Origin of the sequence: Tardiphaga alba, assembly GCF_018279705.1 — a bacterium.
GTDB lineage: Bacteria > Pseudomonadota > Alphaproteobacteria > Rhizobiales > Xanthobacteraceae > Tardiphaga > Tardiphaga alba.
This window is the reverse complement of sequence record NZ_CP036498.1, coordinates 2,422,777-2,447,850: the sequence shown is the minus strand read 5'-3', so window position 1 is coordinate 2,447,850 and position 25,074 is coordinate 2,422,777. Positions and strand designations below refer to the sequence as shown.

22 protein-coding genes are annotated in these 25,074 nt (G+C 62.7%); 15 read left to right on the top strand and 7 right to left on the bottom strand.

Features of this window, described 5'->3' with window-relative positions:
• Positions 1-141: 141 nt before the first annotated feature.
• From RPMA_RS11415 to RPMA_RS11390, 6 genes are all read left to right on the top strand, one after another.
• Positions 142-588: a hypothetical protein gene (locus RPMA_RS11415; protein WP_211912911.1), complete on the top strand. Its 447-nt coding sequence runs from the start codon at positions 142-144 to the stop codon at positions 586-588.
• A gap of 117 nt (positions 589-705) precedes the next feature.
• Positions 706-1,737, top strand: a complete 1,032-nt coding sequence (gene moaA / locus RPMA_RS11410; protein WP_211912910.1) for a GTP 3',8-cyclase MoaA — start codon at positions 706-708, stop codon at positions 1,735-1,737.
• Between the two features lie 216 nt (positions 1,738-1,953).
• On the top strand, positions 1,954-2,463 hold the full coding sequence (locus RPMA_RS11405) for a TRAP transporter small permease subunit (protein WP_408056547.1): 510 nt from the start codon (positions 1,954-1,956) through the stop codon (positions 2,461-2,463).
• 60 nt (positions 2,464-2,523) lie between these two features.
• Positions 2,524-3,933, top strand: coding sequence for a TRAP transporter large permease (locus RPMA_RS11400; RefSeq protein ID WP_211912908.1), 1,410 nt, complete (start codon positions 2,524-2,526; stop codon positions 3,931-3,933).
• An 84-nt stretch (positions 3,934-4,017) separates the two neighbouring features.
• Positions 4,018-4,272 (top strand): type II toxin-antitoxin system Phd/YefM family antitoxin, encoded by a 255-nt coding sequence (locus RPMA_RS11395; protein WP_211912907.1) that lies wholly within the window; start codon positions 4,018-4,020, stop codon positions 4,270-4,272.
• Between the two features lie 18 nt (positions 4,273-4,290).
• Positions 4,291-4,731: a type II toxin-antitoxin system VapC family toxin gene (locus RPMA_RS11390; protein ID WP_211912906.1), complete on the top strand. Its 441-nt coding sequence runs from the start codon at positions 4,291-4,293 to the stop codon at positions 4,729-4,731.
• Between the two features lie 71 nt (positions 4,732-4,802).
• Here RPMA_RS11390 and RPMA_RS11385 read toward each other — a convergent pair whose 3' ends face one another.
• The 3 genes from RPMA_RS11385 to apbC form a co-directional block, all read right to left on the bottom strand.
• A complete protein-coding gene (locus RPMA_RS11385) occupies positions 4,803-5,894 on the bottom strand; it encodes a TRAP transporter substrate-binding protein (protein ID WP_211912905.1) in 1,092 nt (363 codons plus the stop codon).
• Positions 5,895-6,042: 148 nt separating this feature from the next.
• Entirely contained in the window at positions 6,043-7,134 is a 1,092-nt protein-coding gene (locus RPMA_RS11380; protein WP_211912904.1) for a TRAP transporter substrate-binding protein, read from the bottom strand.
• Positions 7,135-7,342: 208 nt separating this feature from the next.
• Positions 7,343-8,485: an iron-sulfur cluster carrier protein ApbC gene (gene apbC, locus RPMA_RS11375; protein WP_211912903.1), complete on the bottom strand. Its 1,143-nt coding sequence runs from the start codon at positions 8,483-8,485 to the stop codon at positions 7,343-7,345.
• 284 nt (positions 8,486-8,769) lie between these two features.
• On the opposite strand from apbC, the gene RPMA_RS11370 reads away from it, so the two are divergent.
• From RPMA_RS11370 to RPMA_RS11355, 4 genes are all read left to right on the top strand, one after another.
• Positions 8,770-9,639, top strand: coding sequence for an NAD(P)-dependent oxidoreductase (locus RPMA_RS11370; RefSeq protein ID WP_211912902.1), 870 nt, complete (start codon positions 8,770-8,772; stop codon positions 9,637-9,639).
• Positions 9,640-9,823: 184 nt separating this feature from the next.
• On the top strand, positions 9,824-11,419 hold the full coding sequence (locus tag RPMA_RS11365) for a sensor histidine kinase (protein ID WP_211912901.1): 1,596 nt from the start codon (positions 9,824-9,826) through the stop codon (positions 11,417-11,419).
• Positions 11,420-11,522: 103 nt separating this feature from the next.
• Positions 11,523-11,741, top strand: a complete 219-nt coding sequence (locus RPMA_RS11360) for a DUF1289 domain-containing protein (RefSeq protein ID WP_211912900.1) — start codon at positions 11,523-11,525, stop codon at positions 11,739-11,741.
• Between the two features lie 25 nt (positions 11,742-11,766).
• Complete coding sequence (locus RPMA_RS11355) at positions 11,767-12,279, top strand: TIGR02281 family clan AA aspartic protease (protein WP_211912899.1); 513 nt, start codon at positions 11,767-11,769, stop codon at positions 12,277-12,279.
• 3 nt (positions 12,280-12,282) lie between these two features.
• Here RPMA_RS11355 and dusA read toward each other — a convergent pair whose 3' ends face one another.
• Positions 12,283-13,278, bottom strand: a complete 996-nt coding sequence (dusA, locus tag RPMA_RS11350) for a tRNA dihydrouridine(20/20a) synthase DusA (protein WP_211912898.1) — start codon at positions 13,276-13,278, stop codon at positions 12,283-12,285.
• A gap of 36 nt (positions 13,279-13,314) precedes the next feature.
• On the bottom strand, positions 13,315-14,568 hold the full coding sequence (gene serA, locus RPMA_RS11345) for a phosphoglycerate dehydrogenase (RefSeq protein WP_211913617.1): 1,254 nt from the start codon (positions 14,566-14,568) through the stop codon (positions 13,315-13,317).
• Positions 14,569-15,051: 483 nt separating this feature from the next.
• Between serA and RPMA_RS11340 the strand changes: the two genes are divergently transcribed.
• On the top strand, positions 15,052-16,137 hold the full coding sequence (locus RPMA_RS11340) for an NAD(P)/FAD-dependent oxidoreductase (RefSeq protein WP_211912897.1): 1,086 nt from the start codon (positions 15,052-15,054) through the stop codon (positions 16,135-16,137).
• A 27-nt stretch (positions 16,138-16,164) separates the two neighbouring features.
• Here the strand turns inward: RPMA_RS11340 and RPMA_RS11335 are convergent, their stop codons facing one another.
• Complete coding sequence (locus RPMA_RS11335; protein ID WP_211912896.1) at positions 16,165-18,354, bottom strand: patatin-like phospholipase domain-containing protein; 2,190 nt, start codon at positions 18,352-18,354, stop codon at positions 16,165-16,167.
• Positions 18,355-18,600: 246 nt separating this feature from the next.
• On the opposite strand from RPMA_RS11335, the gene RPMA_RS11330 reads away from it, so the two are divergent.
• The 4 genes from RPMA_RS11330 to RPMA_RS11315 are packed head-to-tail and all read left to right on the top strand — an operon-like array spanning position 18,601 to position 24,591.
• On the top strand, positions 18,601-19,458 hold the full coding sequence (locus RPMA_RS11330; RefSeq protein ID WP_211912895.1) for an FAD binding domain-containing protein: 858 nt from the start codon (positions 18,601-18,603) through the stop codon (positions 19,456-19,458).
• Positions 19,455-21,806, top strand: coding sequence for a xanthine dehydrogenase family protein molybdopterin-binding subunit (locus RPMA_RS11325; protein WP_211912894.1), 2,352 nt, complete (start codon positions 19,455-19,457; stop codon positions 21,804-21,806). The genes RPMA_RS11330 and RPMA_RS11325 overlap by 4 nt, the downstream gene beginning before the upstream one ends.
• A complete protein-coding gene (locus RPMA_RS11320) occupies positions 21,803-22,282 on the top strand; it encodes a (2Fe-2S)-binding protein (protein WP_211912893.1) in 480 nt (159 codons plus the stop codon). Before RPMA_RS11325 ends, RPMA_RS11320 begins: the two co-directional genes overlap by 4 nt.
• Positions 22,279-24,591 (top strand): xanthine dehydrogenase family protein molybdopterin-binding subunit, encoded by a 2,313-nt coding sequence (locus RPMA_RS11315; protein WP_249225635.1) that lies wholly within the window; start codon positions 22,279-22,281, stop codon positions 24,589-24,591. The genes RPMA_RS11320 and RPMA_RS11315 overlap by 4 nt, the downstream gene beginning before the upstream one ends.
• Here the strand turns inward: RPMA_RS11315 and RPMA_RS11310 are convergent.
• Positions 24,588-25,046, bottom strand: a complete 459-nt coding sequence (locus RPMA_RS11310; protein WP_211912892.1) for a MarR family winged helix-turn-helix transcriptional regulator — start codon at positions 25,044-25,046, stop codon at positions 24,588-24,590. The two genes, RPMA_RS11315 and RPMA_RS11310, sit on opposite strands and share 4 nt — an antisense overlap.
• Positions 25,047-25,074: the final 28 nt, after the last annotated feature.

Genomic DNA, 25,074 nt, shown 5'->3' with positions numbered 1-25,074 from the left:
TTTGACTGGCTTATTCGGAACACTCCGAAACCGAATTAACCATCAGTTAACTATCGCGCGCCGGCTGGTTGCGTCATCGGACCCACGCTCCTATGGTTGCGATGGGGACTGCGGCAAGCTGCAAAGATAACGGATTTTACGATGCGTCGAGTATTGGTGTTGACGGCGGCGGGCCTAAGCCTCGCTGGCTGCTCCTCGTTCTCCATGGATGCCTTCAAGTCGGCACCCGAACCGATTACCGTCCAGTTCGAATCGACGCCTCCGGGCGCTGAGGCGAAGACGTCGGTCGGCCCCGCCTGTACGACCCCCTGCTCACTGCCCATCGTGACCGAGGGCGATTTCAGCGTGACCTTCACGCTGCCCAAGTTCCAGCCTGCCACGGTGCCTGTGACCGTCACGCGCTTCCCGGCCGAATTCGCTTCGCCTGCGCGCACTGTCGTCGATCCGAGCCCGGTTGCCGTCGAATTGCAGCCGGCAGTGCCGGCGCGAAAGGCGCGCAAGGCCGCCAAACGTGCTGCCGCCCCGGCAGCAGCGCCCGCGGAAGCTCCGGCCGCCGCCGCCGGCTCGCCGTTTCCAAATCCCCGATAAAATCGGACCTCAAACCGCCGGCACAATTGCGCTGACGCAATTGTGCCGGGCCAACTGCATGATTAGATTATGACGAGCGGCGGGCGCGTCGCTTGTTGCATGCAGCAAGGCGTTTGAATGTCGGTCACCGATCTCATTCCTGCACAGACTTCCTCTGCCATGACCGATCCCTTCGGCCGGCGGATCAGCTATCTGCGCGTCTCGGTCACCGATCGCTGCGATCTGCGCTGCTTTTATTGCATGTCGGAAGACATGACGTTCCTGCCGAAAGCCGATCTGCTGACGCTGGAAGAACTCGACCGCCTCTGCTCCGCCTTCATCGCTAGGGGCGTGACGAAACTACGACTCACCGGCGGCGAGCCTTTGGTCCGCCGGAATGTGATGGGTCTCGTGCGCTCCCTGTCGCGGCACCTGAAGACGGGGGCGCTGAAGGAACTGACGCTTACGACCAATGGCTCGCTGCTTTCCAAATATGCCGATGAACTCGCCGATTGCGGCGTGAAGCGGATCAACGTCTCGCTGGACACGCTCGACGCCACCAAGTTCAAGACCATCACGCGCTGGGGCGACATCTCCAAGGTGATGGCCGGCATCGATGCTGCACAGGCTGCCGGCATCGCCGTCAAGATCAACGCCGTCGCGCTGAAGAACCTCAACGAAGATGAGATTCCGGCGCTCATGGAATGGGCCCATGGCCGCGACATGGCACTGACGCTGATCGAGGTGATGCCCATGGGCGATATCGGCGAGGGCCGGATCGACCAATATGTGCCGCTATCCCTGCTGCGCTCGCGCCTCGCCAACAATTACACGCTGACCGACCTTTCGGATGATACCGGCGGCCCTGCCCGTTATGTCCGCGTGGCCGAAACCGGTGGCAAGCTTGGGTTCATCACGCCGATGACCCATAATTTCTGCGAAAGCTGCAACCGCGTCCGCATCACCTGCACCGGCACGATCCATACCTGCCTCGGTCACGAGGATGCGTCCGACCTGCGCAAGCCGCTGCGCGCATCGACCGACAACGACCTCCTGAATGCGACCATCGATCGGGCCATCGGCACCAAGCCGAAGGGCCATGATTTCATCATCGATCGTCGCAACAATCGCCCGAGCGTCAGCCGGCATATGAGCGTAACCGGCGGTTGATCGGCGCACCGCCGTACCCTCTTCGAGACCCCCGACCAATGGCCTGCGCGCAATCCTCAATTTCTGATTGACGATTGCATGACGCGCTGAAATGGTGCCGAAAATTTTGGTCGCCCAGCGGAAAAAGCTCCGCTTTCTCAGTGAGAAAGACGTGATCCGCGGCCTTTCGGGCGAGTTTCGGGGGAAACCGTGGACGTACTCAAATTCACGAATGCCATTGATCGGCTCAGCGACGCCTTCGGCTTCGTCGCCAAGTGGCTCGTGCTGTTTGCCTGCCTTATCAGCGCCGGCAATGCCACGATCCGCTATCTCTTTCATTACTCGTCGAATGGCTGGCTCGAGATCCAGTGGTACATGTTCGCGGGCATCGTGTTCTTCGGCGCTTCGCAGACGCTGCGTCTTAACGAGCATGTGCGCGTCGATCTGCTCTACTCCGCCGTCTCCGATCGGGCGCGGCTGTGGATCGATATTATCGGCCTGTGCGTCTTCCTGCTGCCGGCGATGATTTATCTCACTTACATGACGACGCCGTTCTTCCTGAATTCATGGAATTCGCAGGAATATTCCAGCAATGCCGGCGGCCTGATCTTGTGGCCGGTGAAGCTTGTACTGCCGGTCGGCTTCGCGCTGCTGGTGCTGCAGGGCGTCGCCGAACTGATCAAGCGCATCGCCGCCCTCGCCGGCCTCGTCAAGATCGACACCCATTACGAAGCGCCGCTGCAATAGCGGCGTTTGCTTTTTCAGCCCTTCGCGTTGCGACCAGATAATCGATAGTCAGGACCACCGATGTTCTCCTACGGCGTGTTTCCTCCGCTGATGTTTGGCACCATGATCTGCTTCATGGTGTTCGGCTTCCCGGTCGCCTTCTCGCTCGCCGCTGTCGGCCTGTTCTTCGGAATTCTGGGCATTTTCTCCGGACATTTCGATCCGTCATTCCTGCAGGCGCTGCCGTTTCGTTTCTACGGCACGATCTCGAACGACCTGTTGCTGTCGATCCCGTTCTTCACCTTCATGGGCGCCATCCTCGAGCGCTGCGGCCTTGCTGAAGACCTGCTCGAAGGCACCGGCCAACTGTTCGGAAAAATCCCCGGCGGCCTTGCTTACGCAGTCATCCTGGTCGGCGCCGTGCTCGGCGCCATCACCGGCACCGTCGCCGCATCGGTGATCGCCATGGGCGTGATCTCGCTGCCGATCATGATGCGCTACGGCTACGACATGAAGCTCGCCACTGGCGTGATCGCCGCATCCGGCACCATCACCCAGCTGATCCCGCCGTCGCTGGTGCTGATCGTGCTGGCCGACCAGCTCGGCCGCTCGGTGGGCGATATGTATCTCGGCGCCATCGGCCCTTCGATCCTGCAGGTCGTGATCTTCCTGCTGTTCATCGTGATCATGTCGATCCTGCGCCCGACCTCGATGCCGCCGATTCCGGAGCATGCACGCGAGCCGATGGGCTGGAAGCTGATCAGCCGCGTGCTGTGGGGCATGATCCCGTCGCTGGTGCTGATCTTCCTGGTGCTCGGCACTATCGGTCTCGGCCTCGCCACACCGACCGAAGCCGGCGCCATGGGCGCCGTCGGTGCGATCGTGCTGGCCGCCATCCATCGCCGCCTCACCTGGCCGCTGGTCGAACAGGCCATGACCTCGACCATGCGCCTCACCTCGATGGTGGTGTTCATCCTGATCGGCTCGACCTGCTTCAGCCTCGTCTTTCAGGGCATGGATGGTTCGCACTGGATCGAGCACCTGCTCACGGGCCTGCCCGGCGGCGCAGTGGGCTTCCTCGTCTTCGTGAACATCTTCGTGTTCTTCCTGGCGTTCTTCCTCGACTTCTTCGAGATCGCCTTCATCATCATCCCGCTGCTGGCGCCGGTCGCTGCCAAGCTCGGCATCGATCTGGTCTGGTTCGGCGTGTTGCTCTGCGTGAACATGCAGACCTCGTTCATGCATCCGCCGTTCGGCTTCGCGCTGTTCTATCTGCGCGGCATCGCGCCGCCGGAAGTGAAGAGCCGCGACATCTATCTGGGCGCCATCCCGTGGGTGGGCATGCAGATCCTGCTGGTGATCATCGTGATCATGTGGCCGGGCCTCGTGACCTACTGGATCGACAACACGGTGATCGACACGTCCAACGTGAAGATCGAAATCCCGCAGATTGAGATGCCGGCGATGCCGGACTTCGGGCAGCCGAAGTAGTAGCTGGCAATATTTGATCGGGCGGCCGGATTGGGGTAGTGTTTGCCCGGTCTGGCTGGTCAGAATGAATGAGGCTTGCTGCAGATGACGACGCTGACACGGAATGAGTTTGCACGAGCCCCCGATCGTGCCACAGAGGCGGCGTCGGATGGGCCTGTCTTCATTACGGATCAGGGTGAGCCCCGACACGTCTTGCTCAGCATCGACGCCTATCGTCGTTTGAAAAGCGGCGACCTGACTCTCCCTGAGGCATTAGCGGCCCCGAACTTGTCGGATATCGATCTGGACAGCGAGCTTGAACGCCCGAAGACGCCGCCACGAATTCCTGAATTCGACTAATGCTTGCCGGCACAGCCCATGTTCCTTCTCGACACGAATGTCGTCTCGGAACTGCGCAAGATCAGCGATGGCCGCGTCGCACCAGGCGTTGCCGCATGGTTCGCAACGGTCGATCCCGCTGATTGCTATGTCTCGCCGATCACGCTGATGGAAATCGAAACCGGCATTCTCAGGATCGCACGTCGAGACATCCTGCAAGGCAATCGCTTACGCATATGGATGGAAACAGACGTGCGACCACAATTCTCGGTTCGGACGCTGCCAATCGATTCAGACGTTGCGTTTCAATGCGCGCAGCTGCATTGCCCCGATCCCAGGCCGGATCGCGACGCCTGGATCGCTGCGACCGCGCTCGTGCACGACATGACGGTGGTGACACGCAACGTCGCTGATTTCTCGCCGATGGGCGTCCGCCTGCTGAATCCCTGGACGGCTCTGAGCGGCCACAGCACGCCCTAGACTGAGATCTCGATCGACCAAAAAGCCGGCCACCTCGCAGAGGCCGGCTTCCGGACTGGCTTTAGCCGCCCTCACCCGCGCGGGCGCGAACGGATCATGTAGTTGTCGTAGGAAAATTCCGCGACCTGCCACCACGCATACTGATCCGCGCGGAACGCCACCATGTGGTCGTAGAGCTTCTTGAAATTCGGATTCTTCGCCGCGATTTCCGCATACAGATCGTTGGCCGCCTTGAGCGACGCATCGAGGATCGCCGGTGAGAATGCGCGCAGTTGCGTGCCACCCGCAACAAGCCGCTTGATCGCAGGCGGATTGAACGCGTCGTAACGCGCCTGCATCGCTTCATTTGCCATCGACGATGCGGTCTTGATCAAGGACTTGTAGGCCGGAGGCAGCTGCTCCCATTTCGCGATATTGACCATGTGATGGATGGTCGGGCCGCCATCCCAGAAACCGGGGTAATAGTAGTATTTCGCGACCTTCTGGAAGCCGAGCTTCTCGTCGTCATAAGGCCCGACGAACTCTGCGGCATCCACCGTGCCCTTTTCCAGCGACGCGTAGATATCGCCTGCGCCGACCTGCTGCGGCACGACGCCGATCTTCGCAAGGACATTGCCGGCGATGCCGCCGATGCGCATCTTCAGCCCGTTGAGATCGGCGACTTCCTTGATCTCCTTGCGGAACCAACCGCCCATCTGGCAGCCGGTATTGCCGGCGGCGAAAGCGATCAGATTGTAGTTTTTCAGGAAGTCGTTGAAGAGTTCGGCGCCGCCGCCCGAATGCAACCACGCCGTCTGCATGCGGCTGTTCAGGCCGAATGGCATCGATGTGCCGATCGCAAAAGTTGGATCCTTGCCGACATAGTAATAGCCGGCGGTCTGCGCCATCTCGACCGTGCCGTTCGATGCCGCATCCAGTGCCTGCAGCGCGGGCACGATTTCGCCCGCTGCGAACACCTGGATCTGGAATTTATTGTCCGTCGCTTCGGCGACAGCTTTTGCGAACAGATCAGTGGCGCCGTAGATCGTATCGAGGGATTTCGGGAAGCTCGATGTCAGTCGCCAACGGATTTCCGGCATCGACTGCGCGATGGCGGGTGATGCCACGGTGGCTGCGCCCGCGGCGCCGAGCCCGGCCATGCGAATAAACTGACGACGCTTCATGAAGTCCTCCCTCAAATTTCCGCGCCTCTCTGTCGGAGGCGTGGTGCGATGATGGAGCAATCACGAACTGAAATCCAAGTGAATTTGCACGAAAAAGCCCGGCTTCCTCGCGGAAACCGGGCTTCTCGATGCGGTTTGTTGACCTGGATCAGCCGCGCGTACGCGAGCGGATCATGAAGCTGTCGTAGGTATATTCTGCAACCTGCCACCACAGATATTCGTCCGACCGATAGGCCTGCATCGCGTCGATCGACTTCTTGAAGTCGGGGTTCTTCGACGAGATGTCAGCCCAGAGCTCGTTGGTTGCCTTCAAGCAGGCATCGAGCACTTCATTGGTGAACGGACGCAGCTGCGTGCCGGATGCCACCAGCTGCTTCAGCGCCTGCGGGTTCTGCATGTCGTAGCGCGCAGCCATCCAGCTATTGGCGTTTGCACAGGCATTCGCAAGAATCGCCTGATAGTTCTTCGGCAGCGAATTGAACTTGTCGAGATTGGTGAATGCGTGGACCGTCGGGCCGCCTTCCCAGAAGCCGGGATAGTAGTAGTACTTCGCGACCTTCTGGAAGCCGAGCTTCTGGTCGTCATACGGACCGACCCACTCGGCCGCGTCGATGGTGCCCTTTTCCAGCGACGGATAGATGTCACCGCCAGCGAGCTGCTGCGGCACCACGCCGACCTTCTGCAATACCTGACCAGCGATACCGCCGATGCGCATCTTCAGGCCGTTGAGGTCGGCAACGGTCTTGATCTCCTTGCGGAACCAACCGCCCATTTGGGTGCCGGTGTTGCCGCAGGGATGACCGATGACGCCGAACTTCTTGTAGAACTCGTTGCCGAGCTGCTCACCGCCGCCCTGATACCACCAGGAATTCTGCTGGCGGGCGTTGAGGCCGAACGGGACCGACGCATAGATCGCGAAGGTCGGGTCCTTGCCCACATAGTAGTAGGACACCGTGTGGCACATTTCGACAGTGCCGTTCGAGGTGGCATCGAGCGCCTGCAGGCCCGGCACCAGTTCACCGGCCGCGAAGACCTGGATCTGGAATTTGCCGTCGGTCATTTCCGAGACCTGCTTGGCCATCATCTCGGCGCCGCCATAGATGGTGTCGAGCGACTTCGGGAATGAGGACGCCAGGCGCCACTTCACTTCCGGCATCGACTGCGCGATGGCCGGCGAGGCCACGGCGGCGGTCGCTGCAGCACCGGCTGCCGAGACCTTCAAAAACTCACGACGCTTCATTCAAGCTCTCCTTTTGAAAGCGTTTCCCCAAAAATCCTTCGAGCTTTTCGACGGCGCGATCACTGCGCGATTCAACCGAAGATGCTCTTGGTCGCGGGTGATGTAACACGGTTATGAAGCGGCGGAAAATGAGACGAGTGTCGTAGTTCGCCCGATTGGACGAAAGTTCTATGCGGCATTCCGCGCCCGCTTCGCGGGCGCAGCGCCATCAGGCCAAAACGGCTTTCAGGCCGTCCCGGACCTGTTCGCCGATCCTCCGGTAAATGGCCGCATGGGGGCCATTCGGCTCGCTGACCACCACGGGCGTGCCTGCATCCGACATCGCGCGAATGGACATATGGAGCGGCACCTCGCCGAGGAACGGGACCCCCAGCCGCTCGGCCTCATGGCGGGCACCGCCATGGCCGAAAATATCCGACCGGGTGCCGCATTCCGGGCACTGGAAGTAGCTCATATTCTCGACAATCCCCAGGACGGGGACATTGACCTTGGTGAACATGGCAAGACCCCGACGCGCATCGATCAACGCCAGGTCCTGCGGGGTCGAAACGATCACGGCGCCTTTCAGGGGCACATTCTGCGCCAACGTCAGCTGGGCATCGCCGGTGCCGGGCGGCATATCAACGACGAGGACGTCCAGCTGCCCCCAGGCGACATCGCGCAGCATCTGGGTGATCGCCGACATCACCATCGGCCCGCGCCAGATCATCGCGGTTTCCTCCTCGACCAGGAAGCCGATCGACATGATCGAGAGGCCGAAGCGCTCGATCGGGATCATCTTCTTGTCGTCGTCGAGCACCGGCTTCTCGTTGATGCCGGTCAGGCGCGGCACCGAGGGGCCGTAGATGTCGGCATCGAGCAAGCCGACCTTGAGGCCGAGATCGCGCAAGCCCAGCGCCACGTTCAGCGAGGTGGTGGACTTGCCGACGCCACCCTTGCCCGAGGCCACCGCGATGACAGCCTTCACGCCGGGAACTTCGGCCTGCTTGCTCATCGCGGATGGCGCGCCAGGCGGCTGATGCGGCCGATGCGCCGAAACCGGCTGTACGCCATGGGAATGGCCGCCGGGACCATGACGATGCGGCGTTGCTGGCGCCGAGCCGGGCTTCCGTTCCGCCGTCAGCGCCACCATTGCGCCCGTGACACCGGGAATGGCGCGCACCGCGGCTTCGGCCTGCGCACGCACACTTTCCCAGGCCCGTGCCTCGGCGGCATCCACATTGATGGAGAACATCACCTTGCCGTCCGCGACAGCGATTTCGGACAACACATTGGCATGCACCAGCGGCACGCCACGCGGCGACGCCACTTTGGCAAGGCCATCCAGAACCTGTTGTTTCGAAACGCTCAAATGCTGTCTCCCGTTGGGCAAATCCCAACCGCACAGATAGAGCACCTGCGCGCCATGTCCATGGCGTTTCGGTCACGATTGCGGCGGGATTTGCGCCGGCGCAATCCCGTGCCGCGCCCTTCTCGCGGCGCACACAAAGTGGCATGCCCGCAACCACGGGGCTTTGCCGCTTCCCGCCCAACGACTATGCTGCGGCCTCTTCGTGTTCCCGCCGCCTGCGCGGGCACCAACTCCCCACAGTCGATAGCCGGCGGCACAGCCGGCAACATCCAAAGGGTTCGGATATGGCCAAAGTTGCTTTCATCGGTCTCGGCGTCATGGGCTTCCCCATGGCCGGTCATCTCGCCACCAAAGGCGGCCACGAGGTCACCGTCTACAACCGCAACGCGGCCAAATCGAAAGCATGGGTGGAGAAATTCGGCGGCAAGTCTGCCCCGACCCCCAAGGCTGCTGCCGAAGGCCAGGATTTCGTCATGGCCTGCGTGGGCAATGACGACGACCTGCGCTCGGTGACCACCGGCCCGGACGGCGCCTTCTCCGGCATGGGCAAGGGCAAGATTTTTGTCGATCACACCACCGCCTCGGCTGAAGTTGCCCGTGAGCTCGACGCCGCCGCCACCAAGGCCGGCTTCCACTTCATCGATGCCCCCGTCTCCGGTGGCCAGGCCGGCGCCGAGAACGGCGCCCTCACCGTGATGTGCGGCGGCGAGGCCTCGGTCTATGCCAAGGTCGATCCGATCATCGCCGCCTATGCCAAGATGCAGAAGCTGCTCGGCCCCGCCGGCTCTGGCCAGCTGACCAAGATGGTCAACCAGATCTGCATCGCCGGCCTCGTCGAGGCGCTGTCGGAAGGCATCCATTTTGCGAAGAAGGCGGGGCTGGACGTCAATTCGGTGGTCGAGGTGATCTCCAAGGGCGCCGCCCAGTCATGGCAGATGGAGAACCGCCACAAGACCATGAATGACGGCAAGTTCGACTTCGGCTTTGCCGTCGAATGGATGCGCAAGGACCTGTCGATCTGCCTCGCCGAAGCCCGCCGCAACGGCGCCAGCCTGCCCGTCACCGCACTGGTCGATAACTTCTACTCGGAAGTGGAAAAGATCGGCGGCAAGCGCTGGGATACGTCTGCGCTGCTCGCGCGTCTGGAGAAGTAAGCTCTTCAAAACGCGACTAAATCCGCGGCCGGGCGAAGCGTATCGCGCTTCCCCGGCCGCTTTCGTTTTCACTGTAAATTAACCGGATTGCCGCGTTCTTTAAGGCGCCCTTTAAGGATTGTGCGGCACAGATAACGATCTGTGAAAACCGCCCGCAGTTGCGTGCAGGATTTGTGTAAGCGTGATGAGTGAGCCCGCCGCCAGGCCCGAGGTCGTCCAGCTTCCGGCTGAAGAGCCCGTCGCTGCACCGGCACGTAACCGGCGGGCGGCTCAGCAGCGCGTGCGCGAGGCCCGCGACCGCCTGACCTCGACCTCCGGCACCCGCCCCGCCTTCGACCGCGAATTGCTTCGCCAATACGCCCAGACCCGCCTCTCCGCCTCGCTGGTGGTGACGCTGCTGGTGGTCGGCACCGGACTCGTGTTCGGCGCCTGGCTGCAGCCGCTGCCCGCTGCCGCCTGGGCCTGCGGCATGCTGTGCATCCACGCCGTGATCCTGCGTGCCTGCAATCGCTATCTGGCCGAACCGCCCGCTCCGAATGCGACGCGCAAATGGCGCACGCGCTTCATGGCGCTCGATCTGCTGTACGGACTGGCATGGACCACCATCCTGGTGCATCCGACCGGTGCGGACGTCGTCTCCAATTCGCTGATGATGTTCCTGATGCTGCTGGTGGTGGCGGTCTCGAGCATGCTCGCATCAAGCCTGCCGATCGCAGCCATCGCCGCCACCGCGCCCGTGACCTTCGGCGTTGCGCTGAGCTTCGTGTTGCGCGGCACCTTCGACAACTATGTCCTCGCAGCACTCGCCGTTGCTGCGGAGGGCTACTTCATCCTGCTGGCGCAGCGCCTGCATTCGACGACGCTGGCGGCATTGGAAGCGCGCGCCGAGAAGGATGCGCTGATCGGCGAACTCGAACAGGCCAAGGCGATCTCGGATGAGGCGCGCCATCGCGCCGAAGCAGCGAATGTCGCCAAGTCGCGCTTCCTCGCCCAGATGAGCCACGAACTGCGCACGCCGCTGAATGCCATTCTCGGCTTCTCGGAAGTGATGAAGAGCGAAATCTTCGGCGCCCATGCCGTCGCTGTCTACAAGGACTATTCGGCGGACATCCACAATTCCGGTGTCCACCTCCTCAACCTCATCAATGAAATCCTCGACCTCTCGCGCATCGAGGCCGGCCGTTACGAGCTCAACGAAGAAGCAGTCTCGCTGGAGCATGTCGTGGCCGACTGCCACCATCTCCTGAAGCTGCGCGCCACCAGCCGCGGCATCACCATTCACGAAGTGTTCGAGCACGGCATGCCGCGCATCTGGGGCGACGAGCGCGCCTGCCGTCAGATCGTGCTCAACCTGTTGTCCAACGCCATCAAGTTCACGCCGCAGGGCGGCGAGATCTGGCTCAAGGTCGGCTGGACAGCGTCCGGCGGTCAGTATCTGTCGTGCAAGGACACGGGCTCGGGGATCGCGGAAGACGAGATCCCGATCGTGCTGGCCTCGTTCGGTCAAGGCTCCAATTCCATCAAATCGGCCGAGCAAGGCGCTGGTCTCGGCCTGCCGATCGCCAAGAGCCTGATCGACATGCATGGCGGCACCTTCACCCTGAAATCGAAGCTGCGCATCGGCACCGAGGTGATCATCACCTTCCCGCCGGAGCGCGTGATGTCCGCACTGGCACCGGTGACGGAGGACTCGCCGCCGCTGCAGCCGGACTACGAGATCACCGACGAAAAGCGCCGTCCGCGCAACAAGCCGATCATGAATGCGGGAACCGGGTTGTAGCGCATGATCCCGAAAGGTGTTCAGCGGTTTTCGGACCAGATCATGCGCGAACAAGACGCTTCGCGGCTTGCACATCGGCGGCGAACCGCCTCTATATCGCTCCATGAACAAAGAAACGCCGTGCCTCGCCATCTGTGTGATCGATCCCAAAGCCAAGCTCTGCCTCGGATGCGGGCGGACGCTGCAGGAGATCGCGCGCTGGGGCCGCATGGAGAGCGCGGAACGCCTGAGCATCATGGCGACGCTGGAAACCCGCATGATCGACGCCGGCTTCGCCCCGCCCTCGACCTACGCGGCCAAGCGGAAGCCCGTGACGCCCTGAATGACCTGATCACCGGGAGAGCCGCATGACGCGCGTCTTCCTGCTGGTCACCGTGATCGTCGCCACCGCCGGCGCAGCCCTCGCCTATGGCGATCCCAAGCAGATCAGCAAAGCCGGAACGATCGTCTCCGACATCCTGCGCAAACAAGTTCCGCCGCCGCTGCGTCTCGTGGATGTCCCACGCGGCAATGGCGGTGAATTCGCGCTGCAGGCCAAGATCAACGGCGTCACCGCGCCGATGATCATCGACACCGGCGCGACATCGGTAGTCCTGTCCTACGAGACCGCGAAAAGCATCGGCCTGCCCATCGAGCTGCTGAACTACAATATCGATGTGGAAACCGTCTCCGGCCGCACCAAGGCGGCACGGCTGACGCTGGATCGCCTCGCCGTCGGCAAGCTCGTCGAGCGATCGGTGCCCGCTCTCATCGTGCAGCGCGGCCAGATGAAGACCAACCTGCTCGGCATGAGCTTCCTCGATCGGCTGGAAAGCTGGGAAGTGCGCCCCGACAAGCTGATGCTGCGCGGCTATCCCTGAAACTTACGCCGCTTCCGACACATCCGGCTCGTCATCGACGAGCGAGATCGCCTCACGCAGCACGTCGATACCGGCACCATGCTTCACGCCGTTTTCGGCCAGATGCCGCCGGAACGCGCGCGCCCCACGGACGGCATGGAAAGCGCCGACGAAATGTCGGGTGATCGAATGCAGGCGCGTCCCCTGCGCGAGCTGATCCGCGATGTAGGGCATCATCGCCTCCATCGCGTCCTTCATCGTCGCATGCGGCGCGGGTTCGCCGAAGATTTCGGGATCGACCGCGAGCAGACGCCATGGCTCCTGATAGGCCGCACGACCAAGCATCGCGCCATCGACATGCGCCAGATGCGCTTTCGCTGATGCGACATCAGGAATGCCGCCATTGATGGCAATCGGGACGTCCGGCATCGCCGCCTTCAGCCGATAGACGCGGTCATAGTTCAGCGGCGGAATGGTGCGGTTCTCTTTCGGCGACAGGCCATTGAGCCACGCCTTGCGGGCATGGACGACAAGACCATCCGCACCCGCGGCCACCACCGCCTGCGCCAGCGCATCGAGCGCGACTTCCGGATCCTGATCGTCAACGCCGATACGGCACTTCACCGTCACCGGCACATCGACTGCAGCCTTCATTGCAGCCACACAGCGCGCGACAAGATCGGGCTCCGCCATCAGGCAGGCGCCGAAGCGGCCTTCCTTCACACGGTCCGACGGACAGCCGACATTGATGTTGATCTCGTCATAACCAAAATCGGCGCCGATCCTTGCGGCTTCGGCAAGCTTCTCCGGATCCGAACCGCCGAGCTGCAGCGCCACCGGATGCTCGCTCGCATCGAAACCGAGAAGGCGCTTGCGATCACCGTGAATGATCGCCGGCGTCGTGACCATCTCCGTATAGAGCAGCGCACGCCGCGTCAGCAGGCGATGGAAGACGCGACAGTGCCGGTCAGTCCAGTCCATCATAGGCGCGACAGAAAATCTGTAGCTCGGATAGGTCAAATGCTTGGTCCCTGCCCGCGGCAGCGCGCGTGCGGCTTAATCTTTATATTCATACAGCAGGCGCGCGCGGATCGTGCCGTCGAGTGCGCGGATATCCTCGAGTACGCGCTGGCTGTCGGCGGCCGATGCATCGGCGTCGAGCACGACATAGCCGACATCGTTGTTGGTCTCGTAATATTGCGCGGCGATGTTGACCGAGTGTCGTGCCAGTACCTCGTTGAGGCGACCGAGCATGCCCGGCACGTTGCGCTGGACCTGGATGAATCGCGTGCCCAACGGACGCGCCGGCAGTTGCACCTGCGGGAAATTCACCGCGCCGACGGTTGCGCCACTGTCGCTGTAGTCGATCAGCTTTCGCGCGACTTCGGCGCCGATGCGCTCCTGTGCCTCCTCCGTCGAGCCGCCCACATGCGGGGTGAGGATCACATTGGTGAGGCCCTGCAGTGGCGAGACGAATTTCTCCTGGTTGGAGCTCGGCTCCACCGGAAACACGTCCACCGCCGCACCGCGCAGTTTGCCCGTGCGCAGCGCTTCGGCCAGCGCCGCGAGATCGACCACCGTGCCGCGGCTGTTGTTGATGAAATAGGCGCCCTTCTTCATCCACCCGATCTCGGTTGCGCCGATCATGCCCTGTGTCGCCGCGGTCTCCGGCACATGCATGCTGACCACATCGCTTTGCGCCATCAGATCCTGCAACGTGGCCACCGGCTCGGTATTGCCGTGACGCAGGCGGTCGGTGTGATCGTAGAAGATCACTTTCATGCCGAGCGCTTCGGCGAGGTTGGAGAGCTGCGAGCCGATATTGCCGTAGCCGACAATGCCGAGCGTCTTGCCGCGCACCTCGTGGCTATCGACGGCAGACTTGTCCCAGCCGCCGCGATGCGCGGAGACGGAGCGGTCGATGATCCGGCGCAGCAGCATCACGATCTCGCCGATCACCAGTTCGGCGACGCTCCGGGTGTTGGAGAAAGGCGCGTTGAAGACGGGAATGCCACTGCGACGCGCGGCATCGAGATCGACTTGATTGGTGCCGACGCTGAAGCAGCCGATGGCGATCAGTCGGTCGGCGGCGTCCAGCACGTCCTGCGTGATCTGGGTCCGCGACCGGATGCCGAGCAGATGAACGCCCTTGAGCGCTTCCTTCAGCTCACTGCCGCCCAACGCCTTGGTCAGGCGCGTCACATTGGTGTAGCCGGCCGCGTCGATCAGCTCGACGGCGCTGTCGTTGACGCCTTCGAGCAGCAGGATCTTGATCTTGTCTTTCGGGAGAGAGAGCTGCGGGGCGGGAATGGCGGTCTTCACGGGCACGGCGTCCTTCGGGGAGCAGTTGAAACGACGAAGCAACGGGAGCCCCGGAAGGCTCCGGCGAGGTCGGGACGCCAGACGCTGTTTCGATATGGCGTCTCTTTAATCCGGTCACCCCGACCATGCCAAGTGGGGGCACAACCATTTGAATGCAATAGCTTTTCAGGCCGCACCGGAGGATCGGGACGGATATCCAGTCGCATTCGCCCCGGCAGACTCGCCGGATTCCGCGGGGCGAGCGGGCCAGCGGAACGGAACCCGCGCTCCGACATTGTCAGGGGCCTTATCGCAATGTCCCACCTTAGGTGTTCCGATTCCCGATCTTGATCCCGACACGACCGACCAGGACGACCTTCACGGCGGCCGCTCGCCTTGGTTCGCCAATCTCCCCCGCCCCAGCGCCACCCGCTCGCCGAAGACATCCGTTGCGACGCGCTGATCGTCGGATGCGGGATTACCGGCGCATTGATGGCCGAGCGCCTGACGCGACAAGGGCTTGACGTGGTGCTGGTGGACCGCGAATTGCCGGGTCATGGCAGCACGGCGGCGAGTACGTCGATGTTGCTGTGGGAAATCGATCGTTCGCTGAGTGAGCTGACCGGGTTCTACGGTTTCGAACGCGCTGTGCGCGCCTATCGCGCCAGCTTCGAAGCCGTCAGCGGATTGCAGGCTCTTGTGCGCGATCTCGCATTGCCCTGCGACTTCAGGGCAAAGTCATCGCTCTATCTTGCCGCCGGCGAGGATGCGAGCGGGCTCATCACCGAGAATATCCTGCGGACACGCGCGGGGCTGCCCGGCACGTTCCTCGATCATCGCGCGCTACTCGGCGCCTACGCGATCACGCGTGCCGGGGCTATCGTCTCGCCCAACTCCGCTGATTGCGATCCGATGCAGATGGCAATCGGACTGCTGAATGTCGCGCGTGGCCGCGGCGCACGGTTCTTCGAAGCGGAAACTGTCTGCTACGATAGTGCTTCGCAGAGCGTCGGTGTCTCCACGTCCGAAGGGCGGATGATCGAGGCGCGTCATGTGATCCTGGCGACCGGCTATGTGATGCCCGACATCGTGGAGACGACCGTGCAATCACCGTCGTCAAGCTGGGCCATCGCGACCGCTCCGCAACCCGACCGGCTGTGGCGCGACGGTGTGCTGATCTGGGAAGACAGCAAGGATTATCTCTATGCGCGCACCACGCGCGCGGGCCGTATCATTATCGGCGGCGAGGACAGCAACACGGTGATCGAGCCGGATGCGCGTGATGCCGAGATCCCCGCCAAAGCGGCCCGTCTCCAGCAACGACTGGCGGCGCTGTGGCCCCGCGCGGATTTGACGATCACCCATCGCTGGGCCGGCACGTTCGACACTACGCGCGACGGGCTTCCGCTGATCGGCCCCGTGCCCGGTCATCCCAACCTGTTCGCCGCTTATGGATATGGCGGCAACGGGATTACGTTCAGCTATATGGCAGCGCAATTGCTCGGCGACCTCATCGCCGGACAGCGGTCACCGCTGCTCGACGATTTCGCCATCGACCGCGATCCACCCTCGGCCTGACGTGTCCTTGGCTGCAGGACGGATGACCTAGAGCGGATCCGGCAGATCGGCAGCTCCCGACCGCGGATCATTGTCGATGCTCGGACGCAAACGACTTCGCATGGTCGGCCATGGCGCCGAACCGCCTTTGGTCCTCTCCGAGCCGTGTCTCGGCAGATCGAAAGTCGCATTCGCATTCCGGCGGGTCTGCTCCGCCATCGAGAGGGCAAGCGTCTCCAGATCCTTTGTCACGCTCACATAATAAGGCCTGGCTTCGCGTGGCGCCGGATACCCGATCTTCCCGCCATCATCGCCATCGATGATGCGCGTGATCGACGGCTTGCCGCGCGCCTGCGCTGCGTCGTCCGACGAACGTCGGGAACGGGCAAACCGTCGCGACAGGTCTTCGAAGGACGCCATGAAATTACGATAGCGCACCCATCGGTGATTGGTGAACATCTCTTCGTTCGGCGAGCCAGTTTCGGGATCTGTCTCCCGTTCCGGATCGAAGCGTGCCGAGATGAGCAGTCCTGCCGCGCGCCCGCGGAAATCCAGATCGGAAATCACGGATGCGGGCATATCGAGATTGAGCCCACCCTCGTTTTCACGCAGGGCAATATTGACCACGCGATCGCGGACACCCGGCGCCATCAGAAGCTGGTTGTCGCTCCAAAAACGCGCCGTATTCAGCAGCGCTGAAAAGAACGAACCGATACCGGCACCCGGCGCCCGGTCGAATGCGGTGAAAAGCGCCGGCACGACCTTGTTGCCCTTGGGCATCGATACATAGTCCCAGACCGCGTGACCGGTCGGCGGCTCCTGATCGGTCGTCGAGGTCGCATCCGCTGCACGACGTTTATCCGCGCGCGGCTCGGCGATGGCCTTGCTCGCATCGATATCGCTGTTGCTTGTCCCCTCGTCGGCATCAGCCTCGTCATCGGGCACGTCCACATTTTCAACGGCGGCGTCGTAGTCGACAAGGTTGAAGCAGAAGGTCGGACGGGTGGGGATTGGACTGTCGAAGAAGTGGATCGGAAAATTCGACGTCAGGCCGCCATCCGAAAACCAGACGTGGCGCAGCGGGATTTTCGAACGACCTTTTCGCGCCTTGGCGAAATCGAGCGTCATCAACGGAATGGCAGACAACAGGACCGGGAAGCTGAGCGACAGACGCGCGCCGAACACGACCGGCAGATCCTGCGGCGGCGGCAGCCGGACCACGATACGATCCGTATCGATCCGGCTGTCGCGCGGGCCCTCTTGGGCGACCATCCATGCGCAGACGGATTCCGGGAAGTAACGTTTCAGCGTCTCGACCTCGACATAGAGCGGTGACGGCGTTTCGATGAAGGGCAGCTGCACCGTGCGATTGCGGCTAATATCGCTGGCGATCATCGAGAGCTCGATGGTGCGCGGCTTGGCGGGGTCGGCCTCTGTCACGGTTGCGCCGGGTGCCAGTGGCGCCGACCACAAATCACCGAAGGTCACCGGCCGATCGGCAATGCCGCGTCCCGCAGCTCGCTGGACATTGGCATGGATCCATTCGGTCAACCCGGCATAGGCCTGCTGCCCGGTTTGCCCCGGTTGCGCGGCCGGCGTTGCCAGCCCCGTGCAGATGCCAAAGCCGTTCTTCCGCCATGCGGGCAACCAGCGAAAGGCGAGCAGAAGACCAACCGCCGCGCCCCATGTGACGACCAGCGATGCCAGCGTCATCACGATGGCGACAAGACCGAGGAGGCAATGGCCGTGGATGAACAGCGACACACTGGCGGCAGCGCCAGCCAACAGCATCACGGCAAACGGAATGCCGATCAGCGGGTTGGTCGTGACGCTTTCAAAAACCACGCGGCCCAGCCGCTTCAGAAAGCTACCCTGCCCGAACAACGGCATCACCAATGCGAGCAGCGGACGCGTCGGCGCTTCCGGCGTGAACAAATGAAACAGCCGCGAATGACCATCGGATGCCTGTTCGCCCAGGCTCTTCGGAACGCGCGCGAGTTCGTCAAATGATGTGGGATTGGCGCCTGTCAGGCGTCCGTATTCGGCGGCTGCCGTCACGGCTGCTGCAATGGCGCCCACCGATGTGCCGCCAATCGAACGAAACGTATAGCGTCGCGCGATCATCGCTGCGGCGCCTGGATAAATGATCCCGCTCGTCACGCCACCGGCCATGACGATGTCGCATTCGAGACGCGGTGCCTGCGCCAATTGCTGATCGGAATTGCCGACGTCACTCATGACATCCTCCCCCAGGACATGGTTGTCGTACGCTGCATTCCGAATGCAACCATAGTGGATATCGATGACGAGTGTGCCGCTCTTGCGCAAGCCATTGTCGGATGCACTGCAGCAAATCAACGGCGTCGCAATGATCAAATGACGGGCGACAAACGCATGGATTTGCAGCACGCGCCGTGATTGACAGGGCGGCGGCGATTGTTAGCATACAAGCGATTTTGAACGCTCCTTATGGGGGTTGATCGGATGAAACCGGCGTCGTTTACACGCCACGTCCCCCGCACGGTGGACGAAGTCGTGAATGCCCTGGCCGAATATGCGCCGCAGGACGGACGCATTCTCGCGGGCGGACAAAGCCTCGTGCCGATCATGGCATTCCGCATGGCGCGGCCGGCGCATCTGATCGATATCAATGAGGTCGAAGGGCTCGATCGCCTCGCTGTGGATGGCGAATATCTCTCGATCGGCGCATGCGTGCGCCATGGCGCATTCCACAAACCGGTGATCGACGGACCGCTCGGCACCCTGCTCGCTTATGTGTCGCGCCATATCGCGCATTATCCGATCCGGATGCGCGGCACCTTTTGCGGCAGCCTTGCGCACGCCGATCCCTCGTCGGAATGGTGCCTCGTCTCGGCAACGCTCGGCGCAGAGCTGTTGGTGAAAAGCGTACGTGGCGAACGCATCGTGCCGATCGACGAATTCCTCGAAGGCATCATGACGACGGCGCTGCAGGAAGACGAGTTTCTCGCCGAGGCACGACTGCCGCTGCTGCCTGCTGATACGAAGTTCGGCTTCTACGAATTCAGCCGCCGCGCGGGTGATTTCGCGATGTCGGCAGCACTGGTCACCTATCGTCTGGTCGATGGCAAGATCATCGACGCCCACGTCGGCATCGGCGGCGCCGAAGATCATGCACGGCGTATTGCCGAAGCCGAAGATACATTGAACGGACAGGCGCCCTCGCCCCGGCTTTTCGTTGCAGCCGGCGAAGCGGCCGCGCTCGCCGTCGATCCCATGGAGGATATCCAGACCACTGCCGACTATCGCCGCGATCTCGTCCGCGCCGTGACGCGGCGTGCGCTCGAACATGCGCAGCAATGACCGTGCACGCAAAGACGGAACATACGAAGGGATCGGGCACGACATGGGTCGGGCGCTCGATCCGACGACTGGAAGACCCTGCGCTCGTCTCGGGCCGCGGACGCTTCACCGCTGATCTGCCGGCCGCCCATTGGGTGCGCTTCGTCCGCAGCCATGTGGCGGCGGGGACCATCGACAGCATCGACGCGCCGGACGGCATCGGCATGGTGACGGCGTCGGACCTGAAGGGCCTGAAGCCGATCAAGCCGATGCTCAGCAAGTTCAACTATGTGCCGATCGGGCAGCCGATCCTGGCCGATAGTGTCGTGCGTTTTACGGGCGAATGCATCGCCGCCGTCTACGCGCCGAGCAAGGATCAAGCTGAGGACTTCGCCGACGAGGTGAATGTCGCGATCACCGAAACGATGCCGCTCACCGATGCGCGCGTCGCGCTCGCCGACGATGCGCCGCGTGTCCATGCCGGCACGCAGCACAATGTCATCGTCGAAGGCCATATCGCCACGCCGAAATTCGAGGATGCGTGGGTGTCTGCCGACCGCATCGTGAGAGTCGAGGCGCGCTCGCGCCGGCAGAACGCGACGCCGATGGAAGCGCGTGCCGGACATGCGGTCTATGATCCCCTCACAGAGCGTGTGACGCTGACCTGCACAACGCAAATGCCGCATCTAACGCGGACCGCCGTGTGCGACATCCTCGGCATTCCGGAATCCGAGTTGCGCGTGATCGCGCCCGATGTCGGCGGCGGCTTCGGGCAAAAAATGTCGCTGGCCCCTGAATATGTGCTGCTGGTATGGCTGGCCCGGCATCTGCGCAGTTCGGTGGCCTGGACGGAAGATCGCCGCGAAAACCTGATCGCGAGCTTTCATAGCCGCGATCAATATGTCGAACTCGAAGGCGCCTTCGACGGCAACGGAAAGCTGCTGGCCCTGCGCGGCGATATCGTCGCCAATATCGGCGCCTATTCCTGCTTCCCCACCACCTGCGGTGTCGAACCATTGATGGCGCTGGCCGAACTCCCCGGCCCCTACGATGTCCGCGCCTACGACTGCCGCTCGCGCGGCGTGATGACCAATACGTGCCCGATGGCGCCCTATCGCGGCGTGTCGCGGCCGGTGATCACCTTCGTGCTGGAACGGCTGATGGACAAGGCCGCCGGCGCCTTCGGCATCGAGCCGACCGAACTGCGCCGCCGCAACCTGATCGACACATTTCCCTATACGTCAGCGACCGGCCTTGTCTTCGACGACGGCACCTATCGCGAGACCATGGAGATGGCGATCAAAGCCATCGGCCTCGGTGCCTTTCGCAAGCGGCAGGAAGCCGCGCGTCTGCAAGGCCGCTATCTCGGCATCGGTTTTGCGACTTTCTCCGAGCGCACCGGCTATGGCAGCCCGGCCTTTGCCGCACGCGGCATGGAGATCACGCCCGGCTTCGAGACCGTGATCCTCACCGTCGATCCCTCGGGCTTCGTCGAGGCGCGTATCGGCTCGTCGCCACACGGTCAGGGCCTGCGCACGTCGCTCGCACAGATCATCGCGGACGAAATCGGCGTCGATCCCCAGTTCATCAAGGTCGTGCATGGCGACACCGATCGCTCGCCCTATGGCTGGGGGACATTTGCCAGCCGCTCCCTCGTGCTGTCCGGTGGCGCCAGCCTGATGGCCGCACAGAAGATCCGCGCAAAACTGCTGAAGATGGCGAGCCATCTGCTGGAGGCATCGCCGGAGGATATCAAGCTCGAAGCGGGCGCAGCGCATGTGATCGGAACGGATCGTTCCGTCACCATCGCCTCGATGGCGCGCGCGGCCTATCATCAGACGCATATCTTTAAAGGCGAGATCGAGCCGGGCCTGTCGGAGAACGCGACCTACGACCCCTCCGGCACTTTTTCCAATGCCTGCCATGTTGCCGTGGTCGACGTGGATATCGAGACCGGCAATGTCACACTCGAAAAATTCCTCGTCGCCGAAGATGCCGGGCTGATCATCAATCCGATGATCGCCGATGGTCAGGTGCATGGCGGCGTCGCCCAAGGCATCGGCAATGCACTGCTCGAAGAGATCATCTATGACGAGACCGGAAACATCATGACCTCCACGCTGGCAGACTTCCTGCCGCCGACCGCGCGTGAGATTCCGGAGATCGAGCTGCATCATATCGAGACGCTGACCGGCAATACGATCACCAAAGCCAAAGGCCTCGGCGAAGGCGGCGCCATCGGCGCGCCGGCGGCGGTGATCTCCGCCATCAATGACGCGCTGAAGCCCTTCGACGTCTCCATCGACGAAATGCCGGCGACACCACAACGCATCCGCGCCGCCCTCCGCAACAGCGGGAAACTGCCATGACCGACAAGAGCGACATCACCCTCACCATCAACGGCAAGGCGCATGCGATCCGCGTCGAAGCGCGCCGCACGCTAGCGGATGCGATCCGCGAGGAATGCGGCCAGACCGGCACCCATATCGGCTGCGAGCATGGCGTCTGCGGCGCCTGCACCGTGCTGGTGAATGGCGAGCCGGTCCGCTCCTGCCTGATGTTCGCACAGCAGGCGGACGGCAAGCAGATCCGCACCGTGGAAGGCCTAGCCCGGGGCGACGAGATGCATGTGATGCAGCGCGCCTTCATGGAGAACCACGGCCTGCAATGCGGCTTCTGCACGCCCGGCTTCCTGATGCTCGCGGTCGGCGTGCTGGAGCGCGAGCTGGATATTTCCGACCACGACCTCGTCGATGTGCTGTCATCGAACCTGTGCCGCTGCACCGGCTATCAGAACATCATCAAGGCCGTGCGCGCCGCAGCCATCGAGATGCGTCAGTCGTGAGCGCGCCTGCCAAACCCGTGCTGGTTGGCAAATCCGTTCTTCGCAAGGAAGACGGGCCGCTGCTGCGCGGGCAAGGCAGGTTCGCCGCTGACATCAATTTTCCAGATCAGATCTATATGCGCGTGGTCCGCTCGACCTATGCCCATGGCCGCATCGTCTCGGTCGATCTCGCCCCTGCCCTTGCAATCCCCGGTGTCGTGGCGGCATGGAGTTTTAAGGACGTGGCGGATATCCCGCCCATCGACTTCCGCCTCACGCGCCTCGAACAGCTCGCCGCCTATCGCCAGACCATTTTGGCGAAAGACAAGGTGCGCTATGTCGGCGATCCCGTCGCCGTGGTGTTTGCCGAAGATCCTTACCTCGCCGAGGACGCCGCCGAGCATGTCGATGTCGAGATCGAGGAATTGCCGGTCATCTTGCATGCCGATGGCGAGGTTGGGGAATTCCGCGATGGGCTGCCGACGGAGACGGCGCTGATCGAGAAGAACTATGGCGATGTGGACGCCGCCTTCGCCGGCGCGCATGCGACCGTCGAACTCACGCTGTCCATCGGCCGGCATTCCGGCGTTCCCATGGAAACGCGCGGGGCCATCGGACGCTACATCGCCGAGACAGACATGCTGGAGATGTACGGCGCCGCGAAAGTCCCGCACTGGAACCGCGATCAGCTTGCAAAGATGTTCGGTCGAACGGCGGCCAATACCAATCTCTTTGAAGGCCATGTCGGCGGCGGCTTCGGCATTCGCGGTGAGATGTATCCCGAAGACGTGCTGGTCTGCCTCGCCGCATTGCGCCTTGGCCGTCCGGTCAAATGGATCGAGGATCGCCGCGAGCATCTGATCGCGGCCAATCACTCACGGCAGCAGACGCATCACATCCGCGCCGCCATCGACATCAACGGCAACATTCTCGCCATCGACGACGAGTTCTTTCACGATCAGGGCGGCTATATGCGCACGCATGCCGCCACCGTGCCTGACCTCGCCGCAGCGATGCTGCCCGGCCCTTATCGCATTCCCGCCTATCGCGCCCGCGGGCATATCCGCCTCACCAACAAGACGCCCGGCGGCACCTATCGCGCGCCCGGCCGCTACGAAAGCACTTTTGTACGCGAGCGTCTGCTCGATGCGGTCGCTGCGAAGGTCGGGATCGATGGCGTCGAGGTGCGTCGTCGCAACCTGATCCCGGTCAGCGAGATGCCGGTGACACGCGCGCTGGAGACGCTGGGCACCGATATCGTGCTGGATTCCGGCGACTACGCAAAACTGCTCGACAAGGCGCTGGACGGCATCGGGTGGTCAACGCTGCTGGCCCAGATCGATGAGCGGCGCAAGGCCGGCGAGCTCGTTGGCGCCGGCATCGGCATGTTTGTGGAGAAAAGCGGGCTCGGCCCCTTTGACGATGTGCGCATCACGGTGGGGATCGACGGCAAGATCGAAGTCGTCACCGGCGCGGCTTCCGTCGGCCAGGGTGTCGAGACAGTCATCGCGCAAATCTGTGCCGAGAAGCTCGGCGCGGGTTATGATGCGATCAGCGTCATCCATGGTCAGACCGACCGCATCGCGCGCGGCCTCGGCGCTTTCGCTTCGCGCGTTTCGGTGATGACCGGCGAAGCGACGCGACAGGCGGCGTTGAAGCTGCGTGACAATGCGCTCGCTGCAGCGTCGGAGCTGATGCAGCTGCCGGCAGATCAGCTAGACATCATCAATGGCGAGATCGTGCGCCTCGACGGCAGCACGGGTCCCTCGATGTCGCTCGCCGAGATCGCCAAGGCGCTGGAGCCCGGCAGCAATCTCGTGGGCGACAAGGAGCCCGGCCTGTTCGCCGAAGCCTCGTTCGAGTCGAAGCACATGACCTATCCTTATGGCGTCCACGTCGCCGTGGTGTCGCTGGCGCGCGATACCGGTGGCGTCACGGTGGAGCGCTATCTGGTCGCCTACGACATCGGCAAGGCCATCAACCCGATGCTGATCGACGGCCAGATCGTCGGCGGCGTCGCGCAGGGTCTTGGCGGCGCGCTGTATGAGGAGTTCAGCTATGACGACCGCGGTGAGCCGCTGGCGGTGACCTTTGCGGATTACCTGATGCCGACGGCTCGCGAAGTACCGCAAGTGGACGTCATCATCACCGAGGATGCGCCGAGCCCGCTCAATCCGATGGGGCTGAAGGGCGCCGGCGAAGGCGGCGCCAATGCCGTGGGAGCTGCAATTGCTGCAGCGATCGATGATGCACTCGGTCAACCCGGCGCGATCACACGGTTGCCGGTGTCGCCGCAGCGGGTGAGAGAATTGATCAACGGGATTGCTTAGGTAATCTTCTTCAACAGCCGCGTCAGCGTCCGCTGCTCATCCACGGTCAGCGGGCGCAACGTCTTGGTGGTGACATCAGCGGCGACCCGGATCGCGGCCTCCACGACGCGGCTCCCCTTCTCCGTCAATGACACCGCGCGACGGCGGCGATCATTGGGATCGGCGCCGGTGGCGACGAAGCCGCGCAGCCCGAGACGATCGACCACCCCCTTGATGGTGGCGGCATCGAGATAGACCAGACGGCCGAGATGGTTCTGCGAACTCGGACCGACTTCATGCAGCTTCGCCATGACGGCGAATTGCGTCTGGGTCAGCTCATCGACCATGTGCGACATGAAGATCGAGGTGTGCCGCTGCATGGCGACGCGAAGCAGAAAGCCGACCTGGGCATCGAGCTCATAGCCGCCTGGCGCTTCGGTGCCCGCTTGCGACTTCACTTTGCCCGACTTCTGCATCACCACGATCCCGCTCTCTGATCTCAGT